The organism is Vibrio sp. MOR3 (assembly GCF_001557775.1).
GTDB lineage: Bacteria > Pseudomonadota > Gammaproteobacteria > Enterobacterales > Vibrionaceae > Vibrio > Vibrio jasicida.
Genome location: NZ_LNRD01000008.1, coordinates 57,608 through 81,786 on the forward strand (window position 1 = coordinate 57,608; position 24,179 = coordinate 81,786).

Annotated in this window: 18 protein-coding genes; 5 read left to right on the forward strand and 13 right to left on the reverse strand. The window is 44.8% G+C overall.

The window, feature by feature from the left end; translation table 11 throughout:
* Positions 1-41: 41 nt before the first annotated feature.
* From ATB76_RS16040 to ATB76_RS16065, 6 genes are all read right to left on the reverse strand, one after another.
* Entirely contained in the window at positions 42-3,209 is a 3,168-nt protein-coding gene (locus ATB76_RS16040) for an AAA family ATPase (protein ID WP_061035691.1), read from the reverse strand.
* Between the two features lie 280 nt (positions 3,210-3,489).
* A complete protein-coding gene (locus ATB76_RS16045; RefSeq protein ID WP_061035692.1) occupies positions 3,490-4,308 on the reverse strand; it encodes a hypothetical protein in 819 nt (272 codons plus the stop codon).
* Between the two features lie 335 nt (positions 4,309-4,643).
* Entirely contained in the window at positions 4,644-6,422 is a 1,779-nt protein-coding gene (locus tag ATB76_RS16050; RefSeq protein WP_061035693.1) for an ABC transporter transmembrane domain-containing protein, read from the reverse strand.
* A gap of 2 nt (positions 6,423-6,424) precedes the next feature.
* Positions 6,425-8,164 carry an ABC transporter transmembrane domain-containing protein gene (locus ATB76_RS16055; protein WP_061035694.1) on the reverse strand — a complete coding sequence of 580 codons (1,740 nt, stop codon included), beginning with the start codon at positions 8,162-8,164 and terminating at the stop codon, positions 6,425-6,427.
* Between the two features lie 271 nt (positions 8,165-8,435).
* Positions 8,436-8,927: a type II secretion system protein gene (locus ATB76_RS16060; RefSeq protein ID WP_061035695.1), complete on the reverse strand. Its 492-nt coding sequence runs from the start codon at positions 8,925-8,927 to the stop codon at positions 8,436-8,438.
* A 332-nt stretch (positions 8,928-9,259) separates the two neighbouring features.
* Positions 9,260-10,135, reverse strand: a complete 876-nt coding sequence (locus ATB76_RS16065) for a LysR family transcriptional regulator (protein WP_061035696.1) — start codon at positions 10,133-10,135, stop codon at positions 9,260-9,262.
* 103 nt (positions 10,136-10,238) lie between these two features.
* Between ATB76_RS16065 and ATB76_RS16070 the strand changes: the two genes are divergently transcribed.
* Together ATB76_RS16070 and ATB76_RS16075 are read left to right on the forward strand one after the other, a co-directional pair.
* Positions 10,239-10,526, forward strand: a complete 288-nt coding sequence (locus ATB76_RS16070; RefSeq protein ID WP_005389066.1) for an antibiotic biosynthesis monooxygenase — start codon at positions 10,239-10,241, stop codon at positions 10,524-10,526.
* Between the two features lie 11 nt (positions 10,527-10,537).
* Positions 10,538-11,515, forward strand: a complete 978-nt coding sequence (locus ATB76_RS16075; RefSeq protein WP_061035697.1) for a Gfo/Idh/MocA family oxidoreductase — start codon at positions 10,538-10,540, stop codon at positions 11,513-11,515.
* 84 nt (positions 11,516-11,599) lie between these two features.
* Here the strand turns inward: ATB76_RS16075 and ATB76_RS16080 are convergent, their stop codons facing one another.
* On the reverse strand, positions 11,600-12,286 hold the full coding sequence (locus tag ATB76_RS16080; RefSeq protein ID WP_061035698.1) for a DNA-3-methyladenine glycosylase I: 687 nt from the start codon (positions 12,284-12,286) through the stop codon (positions 11,600-11,602).
* Positions 12,287-12,372: 86 nt separating this feature from the next.
* On the opposite strand from ATB76_RS16080, the gene ATB76_RS16085 reads away from it, so the two are divergent.
* Positions 12,373-12,567 carry a hypothetical protein gene (locus ATB76_RS16085; RefSeq protein WP_061035699.1) on the forward strand — a complete coding sequence of 65 codons (195 nt, stop codon included), beginning with the start codon at positions 12,373-12,375 and terminating at the stop codon, positions 12,565-12,567.
* 351 nt (positions 12,568-12,918) lie between these two features.
* On the opposite strand, the gene ATB76_RS16090 is transcribed toward ATB76_RS16085, so the two are convergent.
* From ATB76_RS16090 to ATB76_RS16100, 3 genes are read right to left on the reverse strand one after another with little or no spacing between them, the layout of a single operon-like run.
* The gene (locus tag ATB76_RS16090) at positions 12,919-15,729 is read right to left on the reverse strand and encodes an Hsp70 family protein (RefSeq protein ID WP_061035700.1); all 2,811 of its coding nucleotides are present in this window, start codon (positions 15,727-15,729) and stop codon (positions 12,919-12,921) included.
* Positions 15,730-15,784: 55 nt separating this feature from the next.
* Positions 15,785-17,749: an Hsp70 family protein gene (locus ATB76_RS16095; protein ID WP_061035701.1), complete on the reverse strand. Its 1,965-nt coding sequence runs from the start codon at positions 17,747-17,749 to the stop codon at positions 15,785-15,787.
* Positions 17,749-18,381: a DUF2760 domain-containing protein gene (locus ATB76_RS16100; protein ID WP_061035702.1), complete on the reverse strand. Its 633-nt coding sequence runs from the start codon at positions 18,379-18,381 to the stop codon at positions 17,749-17,751. Before ATB76_RS16100 ends, ATB76_RS16095 begins: the two co-directional genes overlap by 1 nt.
* Before the next feature lie 287 nt (positions 18,382-18,668).
* Here ATB76_RS16100 and ATB76_RS16105 point away from each other — a divergent pair, with 287 nt between their 5' ends.
* Both ATB76_RS16105 and ATB76_RS16110 read left to right on the forward strand, forming a co-directional pair.
* A complete protein-coding gene (locus tag ATB76_RS16105; RefSeq protein WP_038878709.1) occupies positions 18,669-20,210 on the forward strand; it encodes a sensor domain-containing diguanylate cyclase in 1,542 nt (513 codons plus the stop codon).
* Between the two features lie 82 nt (positions 20,211-20,292).
* The gene (locus tag ATB76_RS16110) at positions 20,293-20,823 is read left to right on the forward strand and encodes a 3'-5' exonuclease (protein ID WP_038872287.1); all 531 of its coding nucleotides are present in this window, start codon (positions 20,293-20,295) and stop codon (positions 20,821-20,823) included.
* A gap of 207 nt (positions 20,824-21,030) precedes the next feature.
* On the opposite strand, the gene ATB76_RS16115 is transcribed toward ATB76_RS16110, so the two are convergent.
* From ATB76_RS16115 to ATB76_RS16125, 3 genes are all read right to left on the reverse strand, one after another.
* The gene (locus tag ATB76_RS16115; RefSeq protein WP_005433825.1) at positions 21,031-21,471 is read right to left on the reverse strand and encodes a TerB family tellurite resistance protein; all 441 of its coding nucleotides are present in this window, start codon (positions 21,469-21,471) and stop codon (positions 21,031-21,033) included.
* 143 nt (positions 21,472-21,614) lie between these two features.
* Positions 21,615-23,555 carry an alkaline phosphatase D family protein gene (locus ATB76_RS16120; RefSeq protein ID WP_061035703.1) on the reverse strand — a complete coding sequence of 647 codons (1,941 nt, stop codon included), beginning with the start codon at positions 23,553-23,555 and terminating at the stop codon, positions 21,615-21,617.
* A gap of 22 nt (positions 23,556-23,577) precedes the next feature.
* Positions 23,578-23,928, reverse strand: a complete 351-nt coding sequence (locus ATB76_RS16125) for a hypothetical protein (RefSeq protein WP_038872292.1) — start codon at positions 23,926-23,928, stop codon at positions 23,578-23,580.
* Between the last annotated feature and the right edge of the window lie 251 nt (positions 23,929-24,179).

The window sequence follows — 24,179 nt, forward strand, 5'->3', positions numbered from 1 at the left end:
TGATTTGAAATCAGCGTGTTGGGTTATATAGTTTTTAGTAATTAGGTTTCAGGCGCATATAGCCATTGATTGAACTCATCGACACTGATTTTTGCCTGTTCGAGGTGATGTAACTGTGCTGCTTGATTAAAGTGCAGTAGATCAGAAACAGAGCTTGATTGATTAAGTAAGGCGAGCATAATGTCAGCTTGCTCTATATAGAATTCACTCCACGGGTTGCAATCATCAGCAGTAAAGGTAGCTAACTTGTCTCTGTAGCGCTTTAAAAGTGAAGGTGTTTTATATTCCCATGCAACCTGAATAGCTTGTTGGTAAAACCGTAAATAATTATGCCCGACACAAGTTGATTCTAACCAAAATTCCCCCAGCTCTAAATATGCGAAAGCGCTATTATGCTCCTCGCAAACTAGTGCTTGGGTTGAGGCTAACCAAGGCCCAATAAAATTATGCAGTTTGTAACGTTCGACTAGCTTGAGTCCCGCCTCTATATCTTTGTTTGCATTTTCTTTGTGTCCTCGATACCAATTTAGCCTCGCCCGTGATTCTAACAAGAAAGCGACAAATCGATGTGCTTCTAACTGCCTTGAGAGCTGCAGTGCCGTTTCAATTTCGTGTTCTGCTTGCGCTAAATCATTCCTGTCAAGAAAGATCCAACTTGCGGTTAATCGAGCGACAATTTCGGCACGCCTGTTTGCTGTGAGATAAGCTAGGTTGGAAGCGTGCTGTGCGTGCTTAAGGGCTTCAGAGGACTGAAGTTGATAAATCATGACCGTGGCGAGCATATAGCGGTTCGTTGTTTCGGTACTTAATAGATTATGCTGCTCGCACAATTCAAGGCACTGAGTTAAGTAATCATATGAGTTAACCATTTTTCCCTGTGCGTAAGCGCAATCGCCGAGTCCTCCGAGGGATTTTGCTCTAGCTTGCACGCAATTTGCTTGCTGGCTGTAATTCAAGGCAATGACATGTTCATGTTCGCAAGCGTTAAGTTGACCTGTGGGAAAAAGCATATTGCCTCGCATTGAATGGATCTCACACAGTTGTTTATATCGCCCTTGTTGTTCAGAATACCGTTGAGCTAAATCTAATATATTCATAGCTTGTTCAAAGCGGTCAGTTAGGCGATATGGATTGATTAAATCGAGGTGAAACTGTGTTTTATCTAAGTCGTTGATTGCATTCTCTACAGCTAGCTCGAGTGCTTCGATGCTCTCAGGTACTTTCCCCATTGAGTAAAGGCAGTTACCTTTCATGTTTAATGCGTAGGCGAACTTATGAGTGGGGGCGATTTTTGTGGCCCTATCAATTAGTGAAAGTGCTTTTTCAAATTGAAAGTTGTTCAGGTAGTGATGTGCGGTTTGATCGAGTATCTCAAAAGCGTTGTCTGTACCAGAGCATTGAGTATGTATGGCGTATAGATAAAGGTCTTTATCTTGATACCACGTCGCACACCGTAGGTGTATTTTTTCTCGTTCTGATCGCTCGATTTGGTTGCGTATCGCACTGCAAATCAAGTCATGATGGAAAACATATTGAAGTCCTTGAAGTTTCACCAGTCCCATTTCTAGCAGAGTGTCAGGGACATAGTTCGGTAAAGTGGCTATTTCGCGTAGCTGATCGAGTTGAAAATATTGACCTAACACCGATGCAGTTTGTAGAGCTAGGTAATCATCCATTGGCAATTGAGCAAGCTGGGTCGAGACAACATGTTCTAGCGATTCCGGGACGCCTGTAGAAAGCTTAGCGCATAGTAGGGTCTGTCTTAGAAACAGTGGATGACCGTTGGCAAGCTTTAGACAGTTTTCGATTAACTCGTGTTGATCAGGAACCATTGAGTTAGCCAATTGATACGCTTCTTCTTCTGATAGTTGGTTTAGCTCAATCAAGGAGACATATTTGAACCAAGGTTGGGGCAGTGAGAGTTGTTGCTGTTGCCTAAAGGTTAAGATGAGAAAAACGTTAGAGTTCGTAATGTGGGGGAGTAGGTTAGCTAATATGGTAAACATTATGTCGTCAGCCCAATGAACATCCTCAATGATAATTAGCTGAGGTGGCAAACTCCGGCTATGGTTGAGCCAATATGGTACTGATTGTTCGATCGTCTCTTGTAAAGAGTGAAACTCCATCAGATCAAGGAGGCGTTTTTCCGTTTCGTTAAGCGATATGCCCATTAACCAATAGAGACACAAATGACAAGATGATGGAATCCTAGATTCAATAATATCTCGCCTGATATGTTCGTCGCTATCTGTTCGTAAAAAGCCACATATTGCACGAACTAGAACGTTGGTTGGTGACTGGGGTTCAGCTTGGCCATGATTTAAGTTCTGGATTTGAGTGATGGAATCACAGTAGCTCTCAAAGGTTTCAATGGTTTGGTTTAGTAAACGGGTTTTTCCTATTCCCGCCATACCAGTTAGGCAAAAAGCTTGACCTGTTTGATGCTTCAACCAGTATTTGATTCCGGCGCTGACCGCCTTTAACTCTTTTTGGCGTCCAATAAAGTGCCCATTGTTAGTTTGGCTTAATGACACTAAATACCAGTGACCAGTCTGATCATTTACATGTAAACGTTGCTTGGGGGAGAGGCAATTAGACGAGACAAAGCAAGAACAAGCCGCGGCCTCGCCCCATGCTAAGTGATTGAAGAAACCATTGGCTTGGCTAAAGTCAAAAGGCTTGGTTTTAAGCCAATGAAAGTAGGGATCATTATCACTGGTAAGAATTATCCGGATGGCGTTATTGAACTGTCTCTGTAACTGGCGAGCAAGTTGAGTAATATGAACAAAAATAAACTCATCACACTCGTGCATTGGCCATCTTATTACGCTACGTTGGCCTTGGGTTAGTATCTCTAAACTTTCATCTTGTAGTTTGCGCTCAAGCTGAGTAGCAGTTAGAGGTGGCCTGATGTCGACAATAAGGGCTAGCGTTTTGTCATTGATAGTAGAAGGCTGCACTAAATCGATTTTACGCGATTGTCTAGCAAGTAAGTGTTCTACTTGAACTTCGAAAAATTCGGCTAGATTGGCTGCCGTTCGATGTAACACATTTGCCCCTGATTCGGCACGTTTAATCGATGAAATTGAAACGACTAATCCACGTTCGAAACATAACTCCGCCAACTTTTCTTGGCTTAATCCCTTTGCTCTACGTAGTTGCTTGAGAAGAGAAATATCGAGAGGAACCCTACCATCCCTGTTAGTCATCCGTGTACTCCATCAATGAAATTAATTCTACTTTTGGAAGTAACATTATGAGTCAGTATGCATATAAATCAAATTGTAGAAACGCTCCTCTATCAATACTTTTTGATTGGTCTCTATACCTGTTTGCTTATTTCGGTTTAAAGTCGCTGATTCGTAATGAAATGACTTGTCTAGAAAAGTTCAGAAGCCAGTGATTAAAGGTTGGCTTCTGAATAAGGTTGTGCATGCCCAATTTGGGGACTGTGTGATGGTAATCTGTTAACTGTTCATTAAACCGTTATCAATCACAGAGTACCATTCGTTGCCTTTCCTTCCAGAATGGGGAATTTAACCAGCGATGTTCTCTTCGATAAATATCTGCTCTGATCTGAAGGTACTGATTAAACAAGACACGAGAACTCGCTTGGTATTTTTTGTGAACTTCTCGGGTTCCTTCCATTAACGCTTGAGCGCCATGACATGCACTGCTCAAAGCAAATCCTAGCCCCATGGATGATATCGGATCATAGGAGGCAGCAACGTCACCAATTGCAATGTAGTTGTTAGGGTAGGAAGAGCTTGTGATTTCACTACTAGCTTGTTTGATCCACAGTTTGGAGTGCATGCTTTGAGAGCCTTGGACAAGTGAAGATATTTTATGAGTGTGTTTCAATTGGGTGGACCAATTATCTACTCTATTAAGTCTGTTAGACTTCACCAGTTTCATCTCTGTAAAATAGGTGACGACGGCAAGATCTTTCGAAAGACCAGCGCAATACCACCAACCAGATTCGCAACTTTCGATGAACTGCCTTTGTTCAAACTGACGATTGGGTCTTTGGATGAATGCGCCAATGGCGACGAGCTGATCATACTGGGCTCTTTGTATGCCGAGCTTTTTTCCAAGATTCGTGTTTCGTCCAGACGCATCAACGATATATTCGCTTGAAAAAGTGACGACTCCTTGAGTCGGATGTGTTGTTTCGACTTGCCATCCGTTGCCATCTAAACAACACTCATAGGGTAAACCGCCTATCTTTGTAGGATTGAGTATAAAATCTTCACGTTCAGAGTTGCCTAATCGAGCAACGCCGACAGACGGGGTTATTGAGATATTCATGATTTTTCCTTTTTTAGCCAACAGTTTTATTGTTATGCCGCCAGTGGGTTGGGTGACGTGCTAGCGCCAAACTTTTTGGTGACTAAGAAAAGTTATAAGAGGGAGATAAAAGTATCCGTATCAGTTTGGTATCAGTTAATGAGGCATTCGATTGGGTGATGAGAGCTTATGTTACAGCTGGTGGGTTATGGTGGGCAGCCTATTTGGCGATATAAATGGTATTGCTTTAATGTTTTATTACGGCGTTTCTTTAGTTTCTCATATACCTTAAAATATAAAGCCCGTAGCATAGCTAACGGGCTTTAAAGTCAGTATTGGCTTGTCGTATAGGCTGTTTAAACAGCTTCCTCGAACTGCTTATCATCCTCTTCTTCAATTTGCTGAATATGGCGGTTTGCTTGTTGAAGTTGGTACATTTGCGCGTAACGCCCATTTTGCTTCAATAGTGCTTTATGGGTTCCGCTTTCTACCAAATCACCATGGTGTAAGACGATGATCTTATCGGCATCCAAAATGGTCGATAAACGGTGCGCTATTACAACAAGCGTCATGTCTTGGCGAAGTACTTCTAGACTCTTCTGAATCAACGCTTCGGTCCCCGAGTCGATGTTCGCAGTCGCTTCATCCAAAATAAGAATCTTTGGCTTCGCTACTAATACGCGCGCGAGTGCAAGCAATTGTTTTTGGCCTGCCGAAAGATTGGTTTCACCTTGGCCAAGTTGCGTATCCAAGCCATTCGGATAACGACGAATCTGTTCAGCTAATCCGACTTTTTCAAGAGCATCCCAAATCTGAGCGTCTTCCATTGGTCTACCCAGAGAGATATTTTCTCGCACGCTTGCTGGGAGAATGTGCGGATCTTGTTGAACCATGGCCACATCTTTACGAAGGACATCTTTACCTAACGACTTTAATGGACGCCCATCAATGAGCAGTTCACCGATCTCTGCTGGGTAGAAACCCATTAGCAGGGACGCTAGGGTACTTTTGCCGCTTCCGGTATGACCAACAAGCGCAATAAAGTCTTGGTGGTTGGTCTTTAAAGAAATGTCCTTCAATACGTTTTGTTTTCCGTCGTAACTGAAAGTCAGGTGGTTAAGCTCAATTGATCCAGTTCTTAATGGCTGATGGTCATCACCGTAAGTTTGCTCTTTCGCATCGATCAATTCGAACACACGTTCACTTGATACGAGCGCTTGCTGAAGTAATGCCAATTGTTGAGTCATCTCAATTAAAGGTTCGGTAACGCGAGCAAGATAACTGATGAACGCATAAAGCACACCCACACCAATCAGTTCGATACCATTGAAACCAAAGATAGCTACCAAAGAGAGTAGGGCGAGGCCCGCTAACAAGTCCATTAACGGGCGCAATAAGTAGCCATTCAAACGAATCACCTTTTTAGAAGCAACCAAGTGCTGCTCGGTTAGGTCATTAAACTGTTTGTTAAAACGCGCTTCTTGTTGCATGAGCTGAACAACACTCATCCCTTGGATTGATTCGCTTAAATTCGCATTGATATCGGTGAGCAAATCGCGCATGTTGCGGTAGTTCGCGGTACTCAGCTGTTTGAATAGGTACATAAAGCCAACGACGATAGGCAGTAGTACCAACACAACCAGTGTTAACTTCCAACTCATGTAAGTCATTACGCCAAGCATGACTAAGATCATGACAACATTTTTCACCACCGTCGCGATAAGCAGTTCATAAAACTGCTGAAGCGATTCCGTATCGTTAGTGATGCGAGAAACCAGCTTCCCTGCAGGTGTGTAATCGAATGCTGATAGCGGTTGTTTGATGACACCAGAGAAAACTTGTTTACGAATGGTTTTTATCGTATCGGTCGCAACAATACTGAATTGTAGCGACTGAAAGTATTGGAAGGTCGCGGAGATGATTTGCAAAGCGATGTAACCAGCCGCAAGCGAAATCAAAATATCGCGCGAGTAGTCGCCTTTGGCAATATGTTCATCGATAAAGTATTGGATCAACCAAGGCCCACCGGCACTGGCTAACGCCGCAATAAACAGCAGAGAAAGCCCTTTAATCATTGGCTTTGGTTGCGACAATGGGTAAGACATTAACCGCTTAAATGTTGTTGATTGCTTCATGATTAGTCCTCCATTGCCTGTTCAAGTTTTTGGTACTGATACATTTCAGCGTACCAGCCTTGACGTTCAAGCAACGCTTTGTGCTGTCCGCGCTCTCCAATGTGACCGTGGTTTAGTACGATGATTTCTTCAGCCGCCTCTAGAGCCGTTAGACGATGGGCAATGACAATCAGCGATTGGTCACGATAATAAGTTTCTAAGTTCTTAAGTATTTGATGTTCTGTGCGGCCATCTACGGCAGACAGTGCGTCATCCAACACGAGAACCTGAGCATTTAATAACATCGCACGAGCGATCGCGATACGTTGTTTTTGACCGCCAGAAAGGGTAATGCCTTTTTCGCCCACTTCGGTTTGGTAACCTTCAGGAAACTTTTCGATATCGTCATGAATGCACGCCAATTTTGCTGCGCGGTAGACTTCGTCTTTCGACGCATCTGGATTACCCAAAGCGATGTTGTCGAAGATCGATTTAGAGAATAGGAAAGGACTTTGGTTAACGACGGCAAAACGATTTCGCCACTCAGGTAATACGGCATCTTTAATGTTGATGTCACCGAACTGAATCGTGCCATTATCCATATCATGTTGACGGAGCAAGAGAGTCAGCAGCGTTGATTTGCCACTACCAACCGGTCCCGCAATACCCAACATCTTTCCAGGTTCTAATGTGACGTATAAATCGGTTAGTGCGGCGGGTAAATTCTTAGACCAATAGAATTCATCAATTTTGATGTTCAATGGTAATGGCTGTTTACCTAACGATTTCTCACCACTGATGATTTCAGGTTGTTCATCGAAGATTTCTTGTAGGCGATTCCAAGCGGCAGAGCCACGCTCAAGAATATTAAACAAAAATGCAAAGGCCAGCATTGGCCAAATCATTAAGCCGAGATACATGGTAAATGCGGTTAAGTCCCCCAAAGTGATGTCGCCTTTATCTACCAAGTAAGCGCCAGAAGCCACACTTAGGAAGAATGACATACCAATGGTAATCTGGATGGCAGGATCAAAACGAGCATCCACTCTTGCAACTGCAATGTTCTTTGCACCTGTATCATCAACGACGTCTTCGAAGCGTTGTTGCTCTTGGTTTTCTAATCCAAAAGCACGCAACATGCGAACGCCATTGAGAGATTCTTGCGTCATATCTGACATTGAAGAGAAGGCTTCTTGAGCAATTTTAAAGCGTTTATGAAGAATACGAACAATGAAGAAGATAATTACCGCCAAGAATGGCATTGGTAACAACGCCATGACAGTGAGCTTCCAACTGACTTGAGTGACCATCACAATCAGTACTGCAATGCCAGTAATCAGTGAGTCAGCTGCCGTTAGTACACCTTCTCCAGCGGTCATCACGATATTACGCACGTCATTAGTGCCTCGGGCCATGAGGTCACCAGTTTTAAAACGCTCAAAGAAACGAGGAGGTTGAGTCGACAAGTGACGATACAGGCGATTACGCAAAATGGTCCCTAATTCCCAACTCGCGCCAAACAGCCATATACGCCAGAGTATTCGACAGGCATATATCGCAAAAAACAACACGATAAGACTCAATAACCACATGACTAATGTACGGGTTTCTAGCGTGTTATCGACGACACCGTCAACGATAATACCAACCGCTTTGGGAGGAATTAATTGCAGGGCGGAAATGACAGCAAATAATAGGATTGAACCTACATAATGTTTCCACTTTTGTCGAAAATACCAACGCAATTGCCAGAATATTCGCATTTCGCCTCCTGCTTAAATGATTGAATTTATTATGGAACCATTATTGAGCGAAATGATGAGTTTACAAGCATAATTTTTGAGCGAAATAAAAAACAATACAATGTGTCGATTTTGTCATGGTCCATTGATTTAGAGCTTTATCTATCTCTGTAAGGACCGGATGTAACAAAATATTGTGAAATTTATGTTAATGTTTTGTTTTGCGGGTTTCTGTCGTGTAAAAGAGGGAAGGCTTCAAAAGTAAGTCTCTTGAAGCCCATTTTAAGGCGTTTTAGCAGTCGTCAGTTTTAATTTCGTACTTTATTTGACCACCGGCTGTATGTGGGTAGTATACCTCAACATAGCAAAGGTGAAAGATGTCTACAGGCTTGTTAGCAAAACCGATGAGGAAATAGGGTTCATTTTCGTCTTCAACCCCATACCATCGATTGATCGTTAATTGCGGATCAAATCCTGCTAAATCATGAGCGGGAATCACATTCTTGATATAACCGTAATAACCAATCAAATCGTTCACACCATCATTATCCAAGTCGATGTTTTTAAGATCACCTGAATCGACTTGCTCTTGAGATTGAATAACGGCTTTAGCGTACACCTGACTATTTGCTGTCATTAAAGCTTCACGTGCCCCATAAAGCACGGCGACTCTCGCATCCTTTTGAATGTCCAGAAACTTGGGAAATGCGACGACACTCAATACGCCAAGAATGACGATGCAAATCACTAATTCTATCAGTGTAAAACCTTTTGTATTACGCACAGCCAACCTCCAAATTTGCATTTTTATCGTCTGCTATTCTGGAGCAAAATTATGGCTGGGAGAGGATTGAAAAAGAATGAAGTTTTTGGATGAATAACATGGTTCTTGTTTATTAAACAAGTCGCTTAAAATTACAGAAGAAATTCATTCATTCTCACACAAAAAGTAAGTTTTCTCTCAACAAGAAGAGGTGAAACACACGTTGGAATAAGGTGTTGAAGATGATGTCCTCAATCGTGCACACCCTCTGATGAATTTGACATTTTTATCACTGATGTACCAGCGAAGTTTGTCATGGTAAATGAAATCGGCTTTTGGCGACGAGAGGTGGATTAGTTAGTGTCAGAAAGAACAAAATCGACAAACGTGCGATTTTTAAGGGAAAGCTGTTTTGAACGGTAAAGCAGGTGGATCGGTTTTGGCTTGGGAGCATGTTGCTGGAGAATTTCTACCAAGGCACCAGATTGGATTTCCTGTTCAACTAAGATCTTTGGTTGCAGAAGAACACCAGAGCCTTTTAACGCGGCAAACTTAAGTACATCGCCATTATTTGACGTTAATCGGGTGTTGCTGTTTCCAAAGGTATTAGATGGCATGTTCACCACTTGTTGGCTTTCTCCTTGGTGATACTGAAACCCCAAACAATGATGATGTTCAAGGTCATCAAGCGATTGGATAGGGGCATGTTGCTCAAGGTAAGAGCGTGAGGCGCAGTAAGTCATGTGGTATTCACCCAATTTTCTCGCGACTAACGACGAATCGACCAATTCACCGATTCGAATAATCACGTCAGCTTCGCTTCGATATGGGTCAATCAAATTGTTATCCAACATCAGCTCAACGTTCAAATCGGGAAATTCAGCTAAGAAGTCAGCCACGATAGGAGCAATGACCTTTTTGCCATACGTGACAGGGCAGTTAACTTTTACTGTTCCGGTTGGACGGTTAATCAGCGTCTGGATCAGGTTCTCTGCGTTGGTGATGTCTTCAATAATGCGGCGGCACTCTTGGTAGTAGAGTCTACCGGCTTCGGTCAAGGACTGTTTGCGCGTGGTCCGATGAATCAGCTGTGTACCTAAGCTTTGCTCAAGAAAGCTCACGTGCTTGCCAACCATGGTCGGTGAAATATCAAAGTGGTGTGCTGCATTACGAAAGCTGCCGTGTTCGACCACGTAAGCGAAAACTTTCATGCTTGTTAATTTATCCATTGCACACTCAGAGTTGATAAAGAAATAACTAAAGCAGAGTTTATCAATCAAATGAGGTTAATTACAGTGGGCGTATGATTAAGAATGGAGAAAGAGATCCATCATGAGCGAGACGATTTTTGTTACCGCCGAACTGAAAATGAATGCCGATAAGCCAAGACAACAAGTGGTTGAAGCCATTGAACAATTTTGCCTTGATATGCAAAGCGAAGCGGGGTGCTTGCAAGCGAATGCGACCTACGATTCTAAAGATCCACAACGTGTGATTCTTTGGGAGCGATATGAAAACCGCGCCGCGATTGAAGCGCATTTTGCTATGCCGCATACACAAGCGTTTATTGCGGCTGAAATGGCAGAGTTAGTTCAAGCATTCGAAACCCAAGCTCAATAGGAGAGGCGAACATGAAATGGGGTATTTTAGGCACAAGCTTTATTTCAGGTGTTATGGCTGAGGCAATCCAAGGCGATGACAAGAGTGAACTGTACGCGGTTGCTGGGCGTTCGGAACAGAACTTAAAGGCATTCGCTGAGCAATATGGCATCGAGAACACGTTCAACGATTACGATACATTGATTGCCGATGAGCAAGTCGACATTATTTACATCGCATTGCCAAATCACCTTCATCATGACTTTATCGTCAAAGCGGCAGAGCTAGGAAAAGCGATTCTGTGTGAAAAGTCACTTTCGGTAGATATGGAAAAAACCGAGCTGGCGCTTCAAGCCGTAGAAGCGCACAAGGTGTTCTTTGCTGAAGGCTTAATGTATTTACATCACCCGTTGATCAGCGAGTTGGTTTCGGTGCTTAAATCGGGAGAGATTGGTGAACTTCGCTCCATCCATACGTCTTATATCGCGTCGATTGCACAGTTTGTTAATCCAGACAGCAAAGGTGCTTTGTATAACTTAGGTTGTTACCCAATGTCATTGGTGCATTTGGTGGTGAAAACCATGTTGGGTGAACAAACCTTTGAGAGCCGCTCTATGACGGCGATTGGCCGATCAGGTAATGATGGGAACATCTGCGAGTCGAACTTTATGATGCAATTTGGTGAGCAACAAACGGCGAGCGTACACACTGCCGAAGATCACGGATTGAAACACCAATTCACCATTCTGGGTAGCAAAGGCTGTATTACGTTAGATTCAAACCCATGGCTACCAACGCAAGAAAACCAGTTTAGTGTGGAAATTTACGAGACGTCAAAGCGTGAAGTGTTTGTACCGGCGGCAGGGGATGCTTTCTTCTATCAAGTGCGCAATATTCGCCAAGCGGTTGAAGCCGGGCGTACATCGTTAGAAAACCCTTGTGCAACATGGGAAGACTCTCACCGTATTATGCAGCTACTGACGGAGTGGGAATCACTGGCTTCAAAGTAAATGTGTACTTGAACCAATGAACATAAAAACGGCGCACTAAATATAATGATTAGTGTGCCGTTATTGTTTTGTGTTGAGTCTGGATTAAATACGGTTATCGCCGGTGCTGAACGCAATAATTTGGCTGATCTCAGACAGGCTTCTACCACTTTCTTGCTGCCATTGAACAAAGGCTTTGTTGGTGGCCTCGAGCGACTTTTTAGTATCTTTGCCACCCTCGATGATCTTGCAATTACGCAGGTAAGCTTCAACATCGCTAGACAGGATAAAAGTGTCGACGCCCATCTGGCGAAGTGTGTAAGGACCAGTATTTCCACCTAGGCGATTACCGCGTTTCTTCAAATATGCCCATAGGTCGGTGATTTTCTCTTGCGGCCAATCGGCAACCATTTTGCCAAACGAGCCGTATTCGATTTTTGCTTCGTGGATCATGCGAGCGTTGGCAGGAATCGACATGACTTTAGTGAGGTGGCGAATGATGCGTTTGTCGGTTGCTTTGGTTTCCCATTGCTCATCTGACAGCATCAACAGCGGCTCAATCTTAAATCCGAAGAACACTTCTTCGAAGTTCGGCCACTTGTTGCGAACTACGCTCCACGAAATCCCACTTTGGAATACTTTCATCGAAAAAGCGGCCAGCCAACGGTCGTCGGGAATCGCTGCCAATTCTTCTTTGCTTAGTGGATGAGACAAAAGTGCTTCAAGTTGATCTTCACCACCTTTACGCTCAGCAGCGCGCTGATAAATCGCGTCAAATTTTTCGATACTCATAAAAGAAGTTAGTCCTAGTTTATGTCGATATTTGCGAAACATACTACGCTTAAGTGGCTGAATCGTAAATTGATGGAGTGTCACAAATGAAGAAGGTCACATTAACGTTTGTCGGGGAAGGTTCGGATCGTATTGCGGAAAAATTCTATGCGTGGATGACCGTTGGTGGGTTAGAAGACAGCATGATTGAGAATTTATCTGACCGTGAAATCTCAGTGGTCGGCATCAGTGATATGGATAATGAAACGCGTGATGTGGTGATCAATACGGAAATGAATTAGGGTCTGTTGACCTTTTGAGCTGATTTTTGCAGCAGTTTGTGGGTTCTTTATACAAGGCAGAGGCTTTGAAATGTAGTTGCCCTACCTGATAAGCCGATAACGCAGTAGAAAGGAGCCACAAACGCTGCCCGACGGGTTCGGCTAAAAGCGTTTTACTCTTTGTTGAGAGGATTTTGCTTAGAATAACTAGGCTACAAACCTCTCGCCGCGATTAAAACGCTTTTATCTCGAACAAAATTTAACCGCAAAAGATCAACAGACCCTTATGAGTCGTCTTTCGTCAGCTATTAGAATCAGATAAAACAAAGCCCTTCACTCGAAGGGCTTTGTTGCGCTTATAAGCATGGGAGCTTAGTTATTTACCAGCGTTAGACCGCTTGGCAGTGCATCACCGAAGATACGCTTCGATTCGCTCTCAGATAGCTCTTTGACTTCTTCAACCAGTGATACCCAAGACTCAGGTACCTTGCTTTGCTTCAACTTAGCCAGTACCTGTTCACGGTAGTCGTCTGAGATATCGAATAGGCGGTCGCCCGTCTTACGACAAATCATTACGGCTGCGAAAGCGATCATTGGCTCTTTCTGCCAGTTCTGCTCCAACAGCTTAGGCAACCACTGTTCCGCTTGTTCACGAGGAACGACGTTATGCTGACTGCCATACAAAGGCGTACGTGATGCCAAGCGACCCATTGCCCACCAGTGTGCTTGTTCGAACTGGTTATGGTTGATTGCTTTGCTCAAGAACCACGTAGCCAATAGAACCTTGTCTTCGACTTCTAAATGCTCTAGAGAGGCAGACAAGCGAACCATCGACTCGTAACCCATATCTTGTGCCGCTTTAGCGGATTGTGGGTTTTTCATCGCGCCAGGGTGTAGATATTTCGCAATGTCCGCCAAGATAGTCTCTTGCTGCTCTTGGCTTAAACCACCGGCAATACGACGCCAGAATACCCACCAGTCAGTCCAACCTTGATGGTTCTTAAACTGAATGTTTTGCTGGTAGAGCCCCCAAACTTGCTCAATGCGCCATGAGTCGGTTGGATCGCCAAAGCCCGGACGCAACGCAAAGCCAGCCAAACGAAGCCAGTTTTTCTCGTGTTGTTCAGAGCGGCGGCGACGCTTACGACCTTGTGCAAAGGTATCAAAAAGTTGACGTAGGGTAGTGAAATCCCACTCGTCACGTTTGCCAAGTCTCTTCTCAAGATCTTTGGCTAAGGTTTTGATCTCTTTGCTTTCTGCGCTTTTCTTATTACCGCTGTATAGGCGAGCGATCAGCTCCTTACATTCGTTCAGTTTAGGGTGAAGCTTAACTTGCTCACTGTCGTCGGTTTGCTTGTTACGAACTTCGAACTCCAGCTCCCAACGTTTGCTGTCATCTTCTGCGCTGACACATTCCATCTTAAGCGTGCCGACTTCGGTCAACTGACACGCCAGTTGCACTTCTACACGCTCTTTCTGGTTGGCTTGCAGTTCAGCGCCTTCACCTTCAAGGGTGGTGATATAAGGCGGCAGAGGAACAAATAAGTCCGGATCAACGTCAACCATCACGCCGTTTTGAATGGCAGTGTTATTGGTTAAGGTGTCGTGGGTAGAAGTCAGCAGGTTAAAGCGAACGGGTTCACCTAGGGTAAGCGAGAAACGACGACCACTTAAGCGGATCTCGTGTCCTTCTTCTGTACCTTTTGCAAGCAAACAGAGCGCTTTGCCCATCTTGTTCTTTTCTTGAAGATGCAAGAAGTAAGAACGCGCTGCGCCACCACCAATTTTAAGTTGTGCGCCACGACGTGCTTTACCAAATGCAACGGCACCCAACGCAACAGACCAATCTGGATGTGGGTTGTCTAGTACCGTAACGGGTGCGCCGCGCCAATCGGAAAGGAGGGTAGTGACACGCTCGGTCACAAGTTCACTGTTGAATACACCACCGTTGAGTAGTAAACCGACTGGAATGGCATTTTGTTTGTCGTCTTCAATGCCAAGAGCGGCACGAGCAACTTGTTGGTGCTGAGTTAAGAACTCGGCAACGTGCTTGCTTACCGCTGGGTCAGCAACGTATGGAAGACCAAACTCGACAACCGCGCTGCGGCGTTTATCTGGTACTTCGCTGAAATCAGAAAGCGGGAAGAAGCCATCCAAAGCGATTTGGTGCACTTCTTGTTTGCTCAACCCAATACTCTTTGTTCCGCCAAGAAGTTTTGAGCCGCTGCCTAGCATGGTGATTTTTACTTCTTCAGGTGCACTCGCTGAAAGTAGGTTTTCTTTCGCCTTGCGAGTTTGCTGAATCAGCTTAGTCAGGCTTGCTGCAGTGAGCTTCTTACTTTGGTTGAAGCGGCTCTCTGCAAGATGTGCTAATGCTAAGTCGAGGTTATCACCACCAAGCATCAAGTGCTCGCCAACACCAATACGATCAAGGGCTAGTTCATCTTGAGAAGAGAAACTTGCTTCAATCAAGCTCAAGTCGGTGGTACCACCACCCACATCGCACACTAGGATCAGTGGCAACTCTTTGAGTTCATCGGCTGCGGTTTGCTGGTGGCGCGCGTACCAGTCGTAACATACGGCTTGTGGTTCCTCGAGCAGGACGATTTTTTTCAAACCTGCCAGTTGTGCAGCTTCAAGCGTGAGCTTACGAGCGGTTTCATCGAACGACGCTGGAACGGTCACAACCACATCTTGGTCTTCTAGCTTATTGCTAGGGTGACGGTAGTTCCATGCTTGACGAATGTGGTTGAGGTAGCTTGCGCTGGCAATAACGGGTGAGACTTTATCTACGTCTTGCGCACCAGCCCAAGGAAGAATGTCTGAACTACGATCTACTGCTTGGTGCGATAGCCAGCTTTTAGCACTGGATACCTGACGTCCTTCCACCTTAGCGCCTAATTCACGAGCCCATTCACCCACGATCACATTACTAATGTCGCCAGATACTGGTTCGTTTTCCCAAGGAAGTGTCAGGTCAGAAGGGGATATTTGACCAACCGCAGGATGGTAGCGGAAAGAGGGCAGCAGTGGCTTACGAACCACTTCACCCGGGCCAATCAATTGGTCGATGTCGAATAGGGATACTTCGGATTGTTCAAGGTTGTCGGTGATTTCACAATACGCCACCACAGTGTTTGTGGTGCCAAGGTCAATACCAACAAGAAAACGAGGAGATGCCATACAAACCTTCGTGTATTTAAAAACGGCACCCGATTGGATGCCGTTTGATTTCTATTTATTCTTCTTCGTTTGAGTTGCTTTTCGCGTCTTCGCGCACATCGAACTCAACATGCCATTTTTGACCGTTATCAGCGGCAATGGCTTCTAAGTAAAGCGTACCAAGCTCTGTGACGCGAGAGGCTAGGGTTACCGGAACCACTTCACCTTCACGACGACCTTCAGATACAGGCAGTGTTACTTGGATTTCTGGAAGCTCTTCAAGCTCTTCTGGTGCCCAGTAGTCTAGGTGAGTACCTGCTAGGTCATCACGACGAACGGTTGAGCCAAAGAACTGGAAGTTAACTGGCTGACCGATGATCAAACCAAACTCTTGGCTTGGTACGTCAACGCTTGAACCTTCTTCCATACCAAATGGTGCTACACACAGTGCTTCCATTGGAGGCGCCATGCCAGGAATCGCAGGCATTGCACTTTCGATACCCACGTAGTAAGCCGAAGCAATACCACCACGAATACGAACGCCTTGACCACGACGTACAGAGCCGTAGTAAGCTGCACCGCTAGCAACTGCAAGGTCTAGATCCACACCTGTTAGGCGTTTTGCCATTTCAGTATCTGCTTCAATTAGCCATTCGTTGATCGTGTCTTCTAGACGAGTTGCTAGAAGTTTCGATTTCAGAACACCACCGTTGAATAGGATTGCGGTTGGCTTGATGAAGTCAGCTGATTGCGCTACATCCGCACCTGGCATACCAGGCATGTTCGCGAATGGGTTGAAATCTTGAGCTGCTGCTTCTGCGCCATTTCCTGAAGTAGAAAGAGCATTGGCTTGTTTAGACAAGAACGCAGCAATGTGACGAGTAATGCCTGCATCTTGTGCGTAAGGCAGACCCATTTGCGTTAGTGCACCACGGTTACGTTGAACAGGGTGGTCCGTAATCGCAACTTGAGGGAAGAAGCCGTCAACCAGTGTTTGTTGTACTTCTTCTTGAGTCAGTTCTGTTTTCAGCGTTGCGCCAAGCAGTTTAGAACCACGGCTTGGTACTACGATTGGCACTGACTGAAGTTCGCTGTCGTTCAAGAGCGCTTCTTTCGCGTCGCGACATGCGTGTGTCATTGCCTGAACTTGCCATGGCTGTAGCTCTTTGCCTTCTTGCGCTAGCTTCATCTTCAAGCGGTACGCAAGTGCAAGGTCCATGTTGTCACCGCCAAGTAGGATGTGTTCACCTACCGCGATGCGGTTCAGAGTTAGGTTGCCGTCGTCTTCAGTTACTTCAACCAAAGAAAGGTCGGTTGTACCACCACCGATATCGACCACAAGCACGATGTCACCAACTTCAACTTCGTCGCGCCATTTGTCGTTGCTGTTATCGATCCAGTTGTAAAGTGCAGCTTGGGGCTCTTCTAGAAGCGTTAGGTGCACAAAGCCAACGTTGCGTGCTGCTTCTGCAGTTAGATCGCGGGCAGCAGGATCAAAAGAAGCTGGTACCGTGATAGTCACGTCTTGATCGGCAAGGTTGTGATTTGGATTCGTGTGATTCCAAGCGTCTTTTAGGTGCTCTAGGTAAAGCTCTGTCGCGCGAAGAGGGGATACTTTTTCCACTTCTTCTGGGCTACCTGCTGGCAGGAAAGCATCACGACGGTTCACACCTGCGTGGCAAAGCCAAGATTTCGCACTTGCAACAAGGCGAATTGGCGTTTTCGAACCTAGGTTACGTGCAACTGCACCAACCAGAGCTTTTGGCTCACTCGACCACGGAAGAACGCGTGATTGCGGGTTCATTTCGTGCTCGTGTGGTTGGTAAAGGAAAGAGCCTAATTGGCTACGAGTCTCTACCGTGCCCGGCGCAGTAAGTTGCGGGATAGGCATCACTTCAACGCGAGCGTCTTCGTTGTGTGTATCAACAAAAGACATGACACAGTGTGTTGTACCTAAGTCGATACCAACACTGAATTTAGGCGTCTGTTGAGTTTCAACAGACGCTTCTTGAGAATGGTTTTCTTGGTTCATGTGTTCCATTACAGCTCAACCTCAGCTGGAGCGATCACAGATGCATCGTAGTTCTCAGCCAGTTTAGGCAACGTCATTGATGTTGCTTTCCAACCTTTGTGAACTAGCGTGCCATTGAATGGCGCGCTGCCTGTTACGTTGCCAATTAGGCGGATTTCTTGTGGGTTGAAGCCTTCTTCAACCGTAATGCGAGTTTCTTCGTCTTCGTTACGAACGTGTGCTAGCGTCACGTAGTCGCTTAATACTTTTTGACCACCAGTGTGGATTACGCGAGCGGCTGCGCCAACTTCCTCATCAGAGAATGACGTTAGGTCTTCTTTTAGGAAGTCAATCAGACGAGCTTCTTGCTGCATGATAGAAAGCAGCTGCATTGCAGAGTCTGTAGATGCAGTAGCAAGCTTAGATTCAACTTCTACAACACGCTCGACGACTTTTTCTACTTCCACGACTTTTTCTACTTCTACGATCTTCTCGACTGGCTTCTCAACCTCGACGATTTTCTCGACTGGTTTTTCTACCACTTTCTCGATCACTTTAGATTTGCGAGATACCGCGATTAGAAGAAGTAAAACACTCGAAGCCGCAAGGCCTGCGTGAAACATATCGAACGTTTGAGGAATTAGGTTCAAATCAATGTTCATGACATTTTTCTCTTTCTATTGATTTACTGGTGCTCAGTATTGGCTCATGTGTGTTTACTAAAAGGATCGGCTTTGCGACCTGCACCAAGTTTAGACATTAAAATGATGGTGGATGGTAGCATATTCAAGGCTTAAGACTGTAATAATTCGTGAATATACCGCATGATTAGCATGAAAAATCAACGATTAGATAGGGATGCAAACGTTGTTGCTTGATGTTTATCCACATGTGGCGCAGTATTTCCATCATTATCGAAGCTTTGCACGTAATTAACGTGGAACACTAAATGACATACAGCACGGCTCAACAGAGCATTCTCAAACGGTATTCTGCTTCTATTGTCGCTTTCATTGCGGTGCTTATCGTGACAGCGGCTATGGTTGGTGTTGCTTATAAAATCCAGCAGCGCTATACGATGACCATCTTCGATACCTTGGCGGATCGCCAAGCTGAATCTTTAAAATCTGCAGTAGAAAATGACCTTGAGTTTATCGGGGCAGGAGCGAATTTTTTTCACTCTGTCGATGACTCATACTGGTCACAATTTCCCTTGTATGCCAAACAAGTCGTTAATGGTTCCAAAAGCCTAGTTGGTCTGCAATGGATGGAGCGTGTTGACCCACAAGATCTCGATCGCTTCTTGGAAAAAACGCGTAAAACGTTCCCTGATTTTCATATCTTTACCGTGCCAAAAGATGGGCCTAAAACCAATGGCTACATCTTAAAAGATGGCGCTCCGGCGTTTATTGCAACCGACATTTACCCAAGAACGCCGCAGAACCTTTCTCTGCTTGGCTTCTATTCTTCGCGTTTGCGTTTTGAACTGATTCTAGATGACATTCTTACTCAGGGTAGAGCCAACATTTCCGATAAAGTGCGCTTGCTTCAAGATGGATACGATCAATCCCTCGATAAAACTGGATTGTTGGTCTATCACCCAGTGTTTAGCTACGACAACCACGAGCTTCTGGGCGTTGTCGTCGGTGTTGTTCGCAGCACTGTCTACTTCGACGAGTTGATCACTAAGACAGCGACAGAGCTCGATATGTCGATTAAGGTGGAGGATTTAGGCTTTGATGCATACGACGACCCATTGCTGTTTCAGAGCGATAATTGGAGTGACCTGAAAGGGAAAACTATTAGCCGCAAGATTCAACTACCCAATAGAGAATGGAAGGTAGAATTCAAGCTAACGGAATCCGTTTCTGCTTGGGAGCGCTCCGTGCTTTACGGGACGGGGATTGCGGGCTTGGTTATTGCACTTTTGATCAGTTATATAGTGAATCTACAGTCACGGGAAAAAGAGCGTTTAGCGGTCATGCTGGATAATAAAACGGTAGAACTAAAACGCATGGCAGAGTTAGACCCGTTGACTCAGTTACTCAATCGCCGCGTATTTAACGACAACTTACTGCATTATATTAATACTGGCGTTGCCTTTAGTTTGGTTGGCTTTGATATCGACCACTTTAAACGCATCAATGATAAGCACGGTCACTTAGCTGGTGATGAAGCTTTGCTCCATGTTACTCGATTGGTCAATGCGAATTTACTTGAAGGCGATCGCTTCTACCGAGCTGGCGGTGATGAATTCTGCATACTCTCTCGTTTAACCAATAAAGAAGAGTTGGCTGCTTATTTAGAGAAACTGCGTGGTATTGTCGCCAGCTCTCCTTTTGAATACGGGGCAACTCCTATTATCTGTTCTTTGAGCATTGGTGCAGCAGTGCATAAAGATGAAGATCCTGAGAGTTTGTTCCACAAAATGGACGTGCAGCTCTACCAAAGTAAGGAAAATGGCCGAAACTCAGTATCGATCGGTGATTAATTCAGCGAGCAAATTCGAGTTTTGAGATTGGTTACGGTAGAATCTCACGCTTTCAAATTTACGTTAGGAATCAAGACAAACTATGAACCATAACCGTATCGTCTGCTTCGATTTAGAAATGTGCTGCTGGAGTGAAAACGGCGTAGGTCGCACGGGTGAAATCATTGAAGTTGGTTTGGCTGAAATAGATTTGTCGAAAGGTGAAATCGTTAAGCGCGCTCAATACTACGTAAAGCCTGAACATGATGAAGTCTCATTGTTTTGTGCAGAATTAACTGGTATCACACCACGTAAAATTGAAAAGCAGGGCAGACCATTAGAGGAAGTGCTGAAGTCGATGCTGAAGAACTTTGGCGGTCGTAATAAGATCTATGCCTCTTGGGGACGTGATGACCTCATCTTGCTTGAAGAGTGCCAACAAAAAGGCATTGATGCCCCGTTTAGTGAGTTCATTAATCTAGCGACCTTGTATCGCATACAAAACCGCTTGAAAGAAAAACGCATTGGTCACAAAGCCGCACAAGAGGCCAAAGGCATCGAATGGGAAGGTCGCCAGCATTCCGGTTATGTGGATGCATACAACTTGGCGAAACTTGCACTGACCATGCTATAAGCTTCTGTTTTCATAAATCTTTCATCGGATTTCAGTCTTCTCGTCATAAGCCGGCTTTACTTTGGTTGTTAGTAAATAACAACAATGTTGGCTAGCCTCTTGCGGAGATGACGATGTTTGATTCGGCTTAATCCAGACTAGAGACACAAAAAACGCGCTCATGTAGCGCGTTTTTTATTGGTTCTTACTGTTTATGGAGACTGTGCTTCACTGAGACTGCAATTTCGCACGAATAAAGTCACTGTGGTCAACATAGAGCAGTTCGGCCGTTTTACGGATGACGGCATCTTCTAACGGATCAACTTCTCCATCAGCGTACGCTACTTCCCACATACTCTTGATGAGCTCATAGCGGGTTTCTTGAGAAAGCTCACGCAGCTGAGATGTAAAGTCATAAAGGGAAGTCGACTCACTCGATTTGCTTTGAGCCTGAGCTAGGAGGGTGTTGGTCTCTTCTTCCGTCAATGAGAGCAATTTCATTATCAGAGAACGTTTGGTTGCTTGCTCTCTTTCATCGATTTGATGGTCTGCACCCGCCACTTCACAAAGCAAGCATGCTATCGCCATATTGGGTGACAGTGTGTTGGATTGGCTAAGGTCTGAGCCTTCAATAAGTTGTTTGAATAATGAAGTAAGCGAATTAAACATGTTGAACACCAAGCTGTTATCTATTTATTTAAGATGGTAATGGTTCGAGCAAATCTCAAGGTCTTGAAGCAATTCGATCAAGAACTCATACGATTGAGAAGGTGATTTTGCTCAATACTCTGTTTGACCGCAAAAGCGCTGATTTATTCCTCAACTTGTGTTGGGGGGAAATATATTGAGTTACCTTCGCCTGTTAATATACTGATATTACTTGGCTTTCCATCTTCATCTAGTCTCAGCTCCCCAATCGCACTTTGGTTCACTAATCGATAGAAATTGTGATGGCTTGGGGCGCGTTTAAAAATCTTCAAACGCTTGCGCTTTGTGAACAAGTTCAATGGTGAACGAGGGCTATACAGCAGACGATCCATTGCATCACATGCGCTCAGCAGTTGTGCAGGAAACTGGTTCTTAATCCCACTGCAAGTGATCTGATAGATGTTTGGACTATTGCGGCGGAAGCGCAACTTGATGTCATAAGCGAAAGAGTAGTGCACATCACCAGAGAGAATCACGAAGTTAGTTGGTGTCTTGGTGTGAGTGAAAATACTGATCAAGGTATTCGCACTGCCCGGATGCGCCATCCAGTTTTCTGCGTCAATCAGTAGTGGCTGACCAAAGCCCGTCATGATGCGTTGCAGCGTTTCAATAAACTTCACACCAAACATGGGCGCGGCAGAGACGATGATCACTTTGTCTTGATGCATCAACTCTTGTTGGAATTCAATCAAGGCTTCCCAATCCATCAAGCCTGATGGTTTGTTCATACGAGACTCTGAACGCCAGCGACGAGTACGCGTATCCAACACTACCACTTTTGGTGAGGTGTGAATCGTATAGTGCCAATCTTCAAAACGATAGAGGTACTTTATGAACTCGTCTTGGGATTCTGAAGTCAGGTCTTCAAAGTAGCGGCGCGCATGCTCCACAAACGAGGCGTTGAATTTTTCTGGCGCGTTTCCCCAACCTTGGCATAACCAGTAAGCGATCAGGCTGTTACCGATGATGCGATGTGAGAAGAGGTTCTCATTGGCTGCTTTTTCCCATCCAACCGTTAGGTTCCAATCGTCGGTCACGTCATGATCATCAAAGATCATGTAAGTAGGAACGTGAGCAAGCAAACGTTGGACTTTATCTAAGCCTTCGACAAACGCATCGATGTGGACTTTCTCATCACGCCAATGCTGCTGCCATTTCGGCTCTAACGCTTTTCCGCCCGTTGTAAATTCTCTTTCCAATAAACGTTCACGATTGACTAGCGTCCATGGTACTGGAGACCAAACGAGCAGGTACATCGCAAACAGTTCGGCAAAACTGATGAGATGATTTTCACATTCACGTGAACTGAAAATAGGGGTGCCACGATGGGGGAAGAACTTGCTAAGTAAGCTTCCGTCGTCCACGTAGTGGGGCAGAATGTTATCTCGACCATAAAAGCAATCTGGGCTTTGATACAGTTCTTGCGTGTTTCTTATTGGTGCTTGAGCGAACTCTTCATCAGGTAAGCCCAATAACTCGACCAACTGTTCGATGGCGTCCAGCATTGGCCCCGCCACATGATCGGCATAGATTTGATCGCCGCTCATGATCAGCATATCTGGGCGGTCTTCTATCTGCTGACTAGCAACTTTAGCGTCTGCTTGGACGAGTGTGTCCTTACTAAAATGATGTGGGTTACGACAAGAACCGTGCAATACATAATCAGCTTTCTCGCTGATCAAGAATTTTACACCTTGCTCTGTTTGCTTATCTTCGCCATAGATAAGATGGGGTATCAACTCGGTTAACAAACCGGATTGAGTATGGAGCTGATAACGCAGTGCACGGTGGGTAGGAAATTCGCCTTGCAGCGTCAGCATGCAAACCCAAGCACGTTTACCGACTTGTAATAGATGCTCTTTTGAAACAGGCTGAGAATAGTATTGTTCACCCGTGCCAGCATCGCTGATTTCAACCAAGCCTTCGAGAGGTTGCGTGGTCACCAACCAAATATTCACTTCCTTCGCGGTGACCTTTCTTAAAATCGGGCCGGCAACAATCAGGGGAAGAGAGGAAAGTTCATTGGTGTTGAGCGATGTTGGCAAAGTGGTTCCTTAGTATTTTGAATCAGTGTTCTGAATCTTCTTCGAGTATTTCGATAACTTGTGAGCTGCTAAGTTCATGTCCCATCAGAAACAAACCTAACATGGCGTCGGCTTTTGACGCACTGTCGCTATCTTCATCAAGGATTTGTTGTAGGCGAGTACGAATCAAGTCAATTTCATGCTCAACAAAACCACGGCCTTCTTCTTCGCCTTGGCCATCTTCTGGTGCATTATCGAAATGCATAAACAGCATATCACCATCAAGCGTGGTGCTCTCTAAACGCTCTGGTAGCCATTCTTCACCCATTACGATATCGGGATCGCTACCATCAGGCAAATTGTTGATAAGGGAGATGAGTTCAGATGCTTTCACGATAAACTGCGGCTTTGGTCATTGGTTTTCTATTGTATCGACCAAACCGGAAAAAACTAAGCCCTTTCATCATCGAAACGTTTTAATTGCTTGCATTGTCATCATTTTGTTGTTGTAAGTAGACCGCCAAATATCGATAACTTTCACTTTAAATAAATTAGGAGATATAACTAATCAATCTTCAAAGGTGAAATCACGAATTCAATTATTGGTCCGATGAGTAGATTGATTTCATCAACAAATCTCAGCAC

What these genes read in the sequence shown, in the direction of transcription:
- ATB76_RS16045 (WP_061035692.1), bottom strand. Translation starts at nt 4,308, where the DNA reads ATGAATATCTCAATAACCCCGTCTGTCGGCGTTGCTCGATTAGGCAAC.
- ATB76_RS16105 (WP_038878709.1), top strand. Translation starts at nt 18,669, where the DNA reads ATGACATACAGCACGGCTCAACAGAGCATTCTCAAACGGTATTCTGCT.
- ATB76_RS16070 (WP_005389066.1), top strand. Translation starts at nt 10,239, where the DNA reads ATGAGCGAGACGATTTTTGTTACCGCCGAACTGAAAATGAATGCCGAT.
- ATB76_RS16085 (WP_061035699.1), top strand. Translation starts at nt 12,373, where the DNA reads ATGAAGAAGGTCACATTAACGTTTGTCGGGGAAGGTTCGGATCGTATT.
- ATB76_RS16115 (WP_005433825.1), bottom strand. Translation starts at nt 21,471, where the DNA reads ATGTTTAATTCGCTTACTTCATTATTCAAACAACTTATTGAAGGCTCA.
- ATB76_RS16055 (WP_061035694.1), bottom strand. Translation starts at nt 8,164, where the DNA reads ATGCGAATATTCTGGCAATTGCGTTGGTATTTTCGACAAAAGTGGAAA.
- ATB76_RS16065 (WP_061035696.1), bottom strand. Translation starts at nt 10,135, where the DNA reads ATGGATAAATTAACAAGCATGAAAGTTTTCGCTTACGTGGTCGAACAC.
- ATB76_RS16080 (WP_061035698.1), bottom strand. Translation starts at nt 12,286, where the DNA reads ATGAGTATCGAAAAATTTGACGCGATTTATCAGCGCGCTGCTGAGCGT.
- ATB76_RS16090 (WP_061035700.1), bottom strand. Translation starts at nt 15,729, where the DNA reads ATGGCATCTCCTCGTTTTCTTGTTGGTATTGACCTTGGCACCACAAAC.
- ATB76_RS16040 (WP_061035691.1), bottom strand. Translation starts at nt 3,209, where the DNA reads ATGACTAACAGGGATGGTAGGGTTCCTCTCGATATTTCTCTTCTCAAG.
- ATB76_RS16100 (WP_061035702.1), bottom strand. Translation starts at nt 18,381, where the DNA reads ATGAACATTGATTTGAACCTAATTCCTCAAACGTTCGATATGTTTCAC.
- ATB76_RS16095 (WP_061035701.1), bottom strand. Translation starts at nt 17,749, where the DNA reads ATGGAACACATGAACCAAGAAAACCATTCTCAAGAAGCGTCTGTTGAA.
- ATB76_RS16075 (WP_061035697.1), top strand. Translation starts at nt 10,538, where the DNA reads ATGAAATGGGGTATTTTAGGCACAAGCTTTATTTCAGGTGTTATGGCT.
- ATB76_RS16050 (WP_061035693.1), bottom strand. Translation starts at nt 6,422, where the DNA reads ATGAAGCAATCAACAACATTTAAGCGGTTAATGTCTTACCCATTGTCG.
- ATB76_RS16110 (WP_038872287.1), top strand. Translation starts at nt 20,293, where the DNA reads ATGAACCATAACCGTATCGTCTGCTTCGATTTAGAAATGTGCTGCTGG.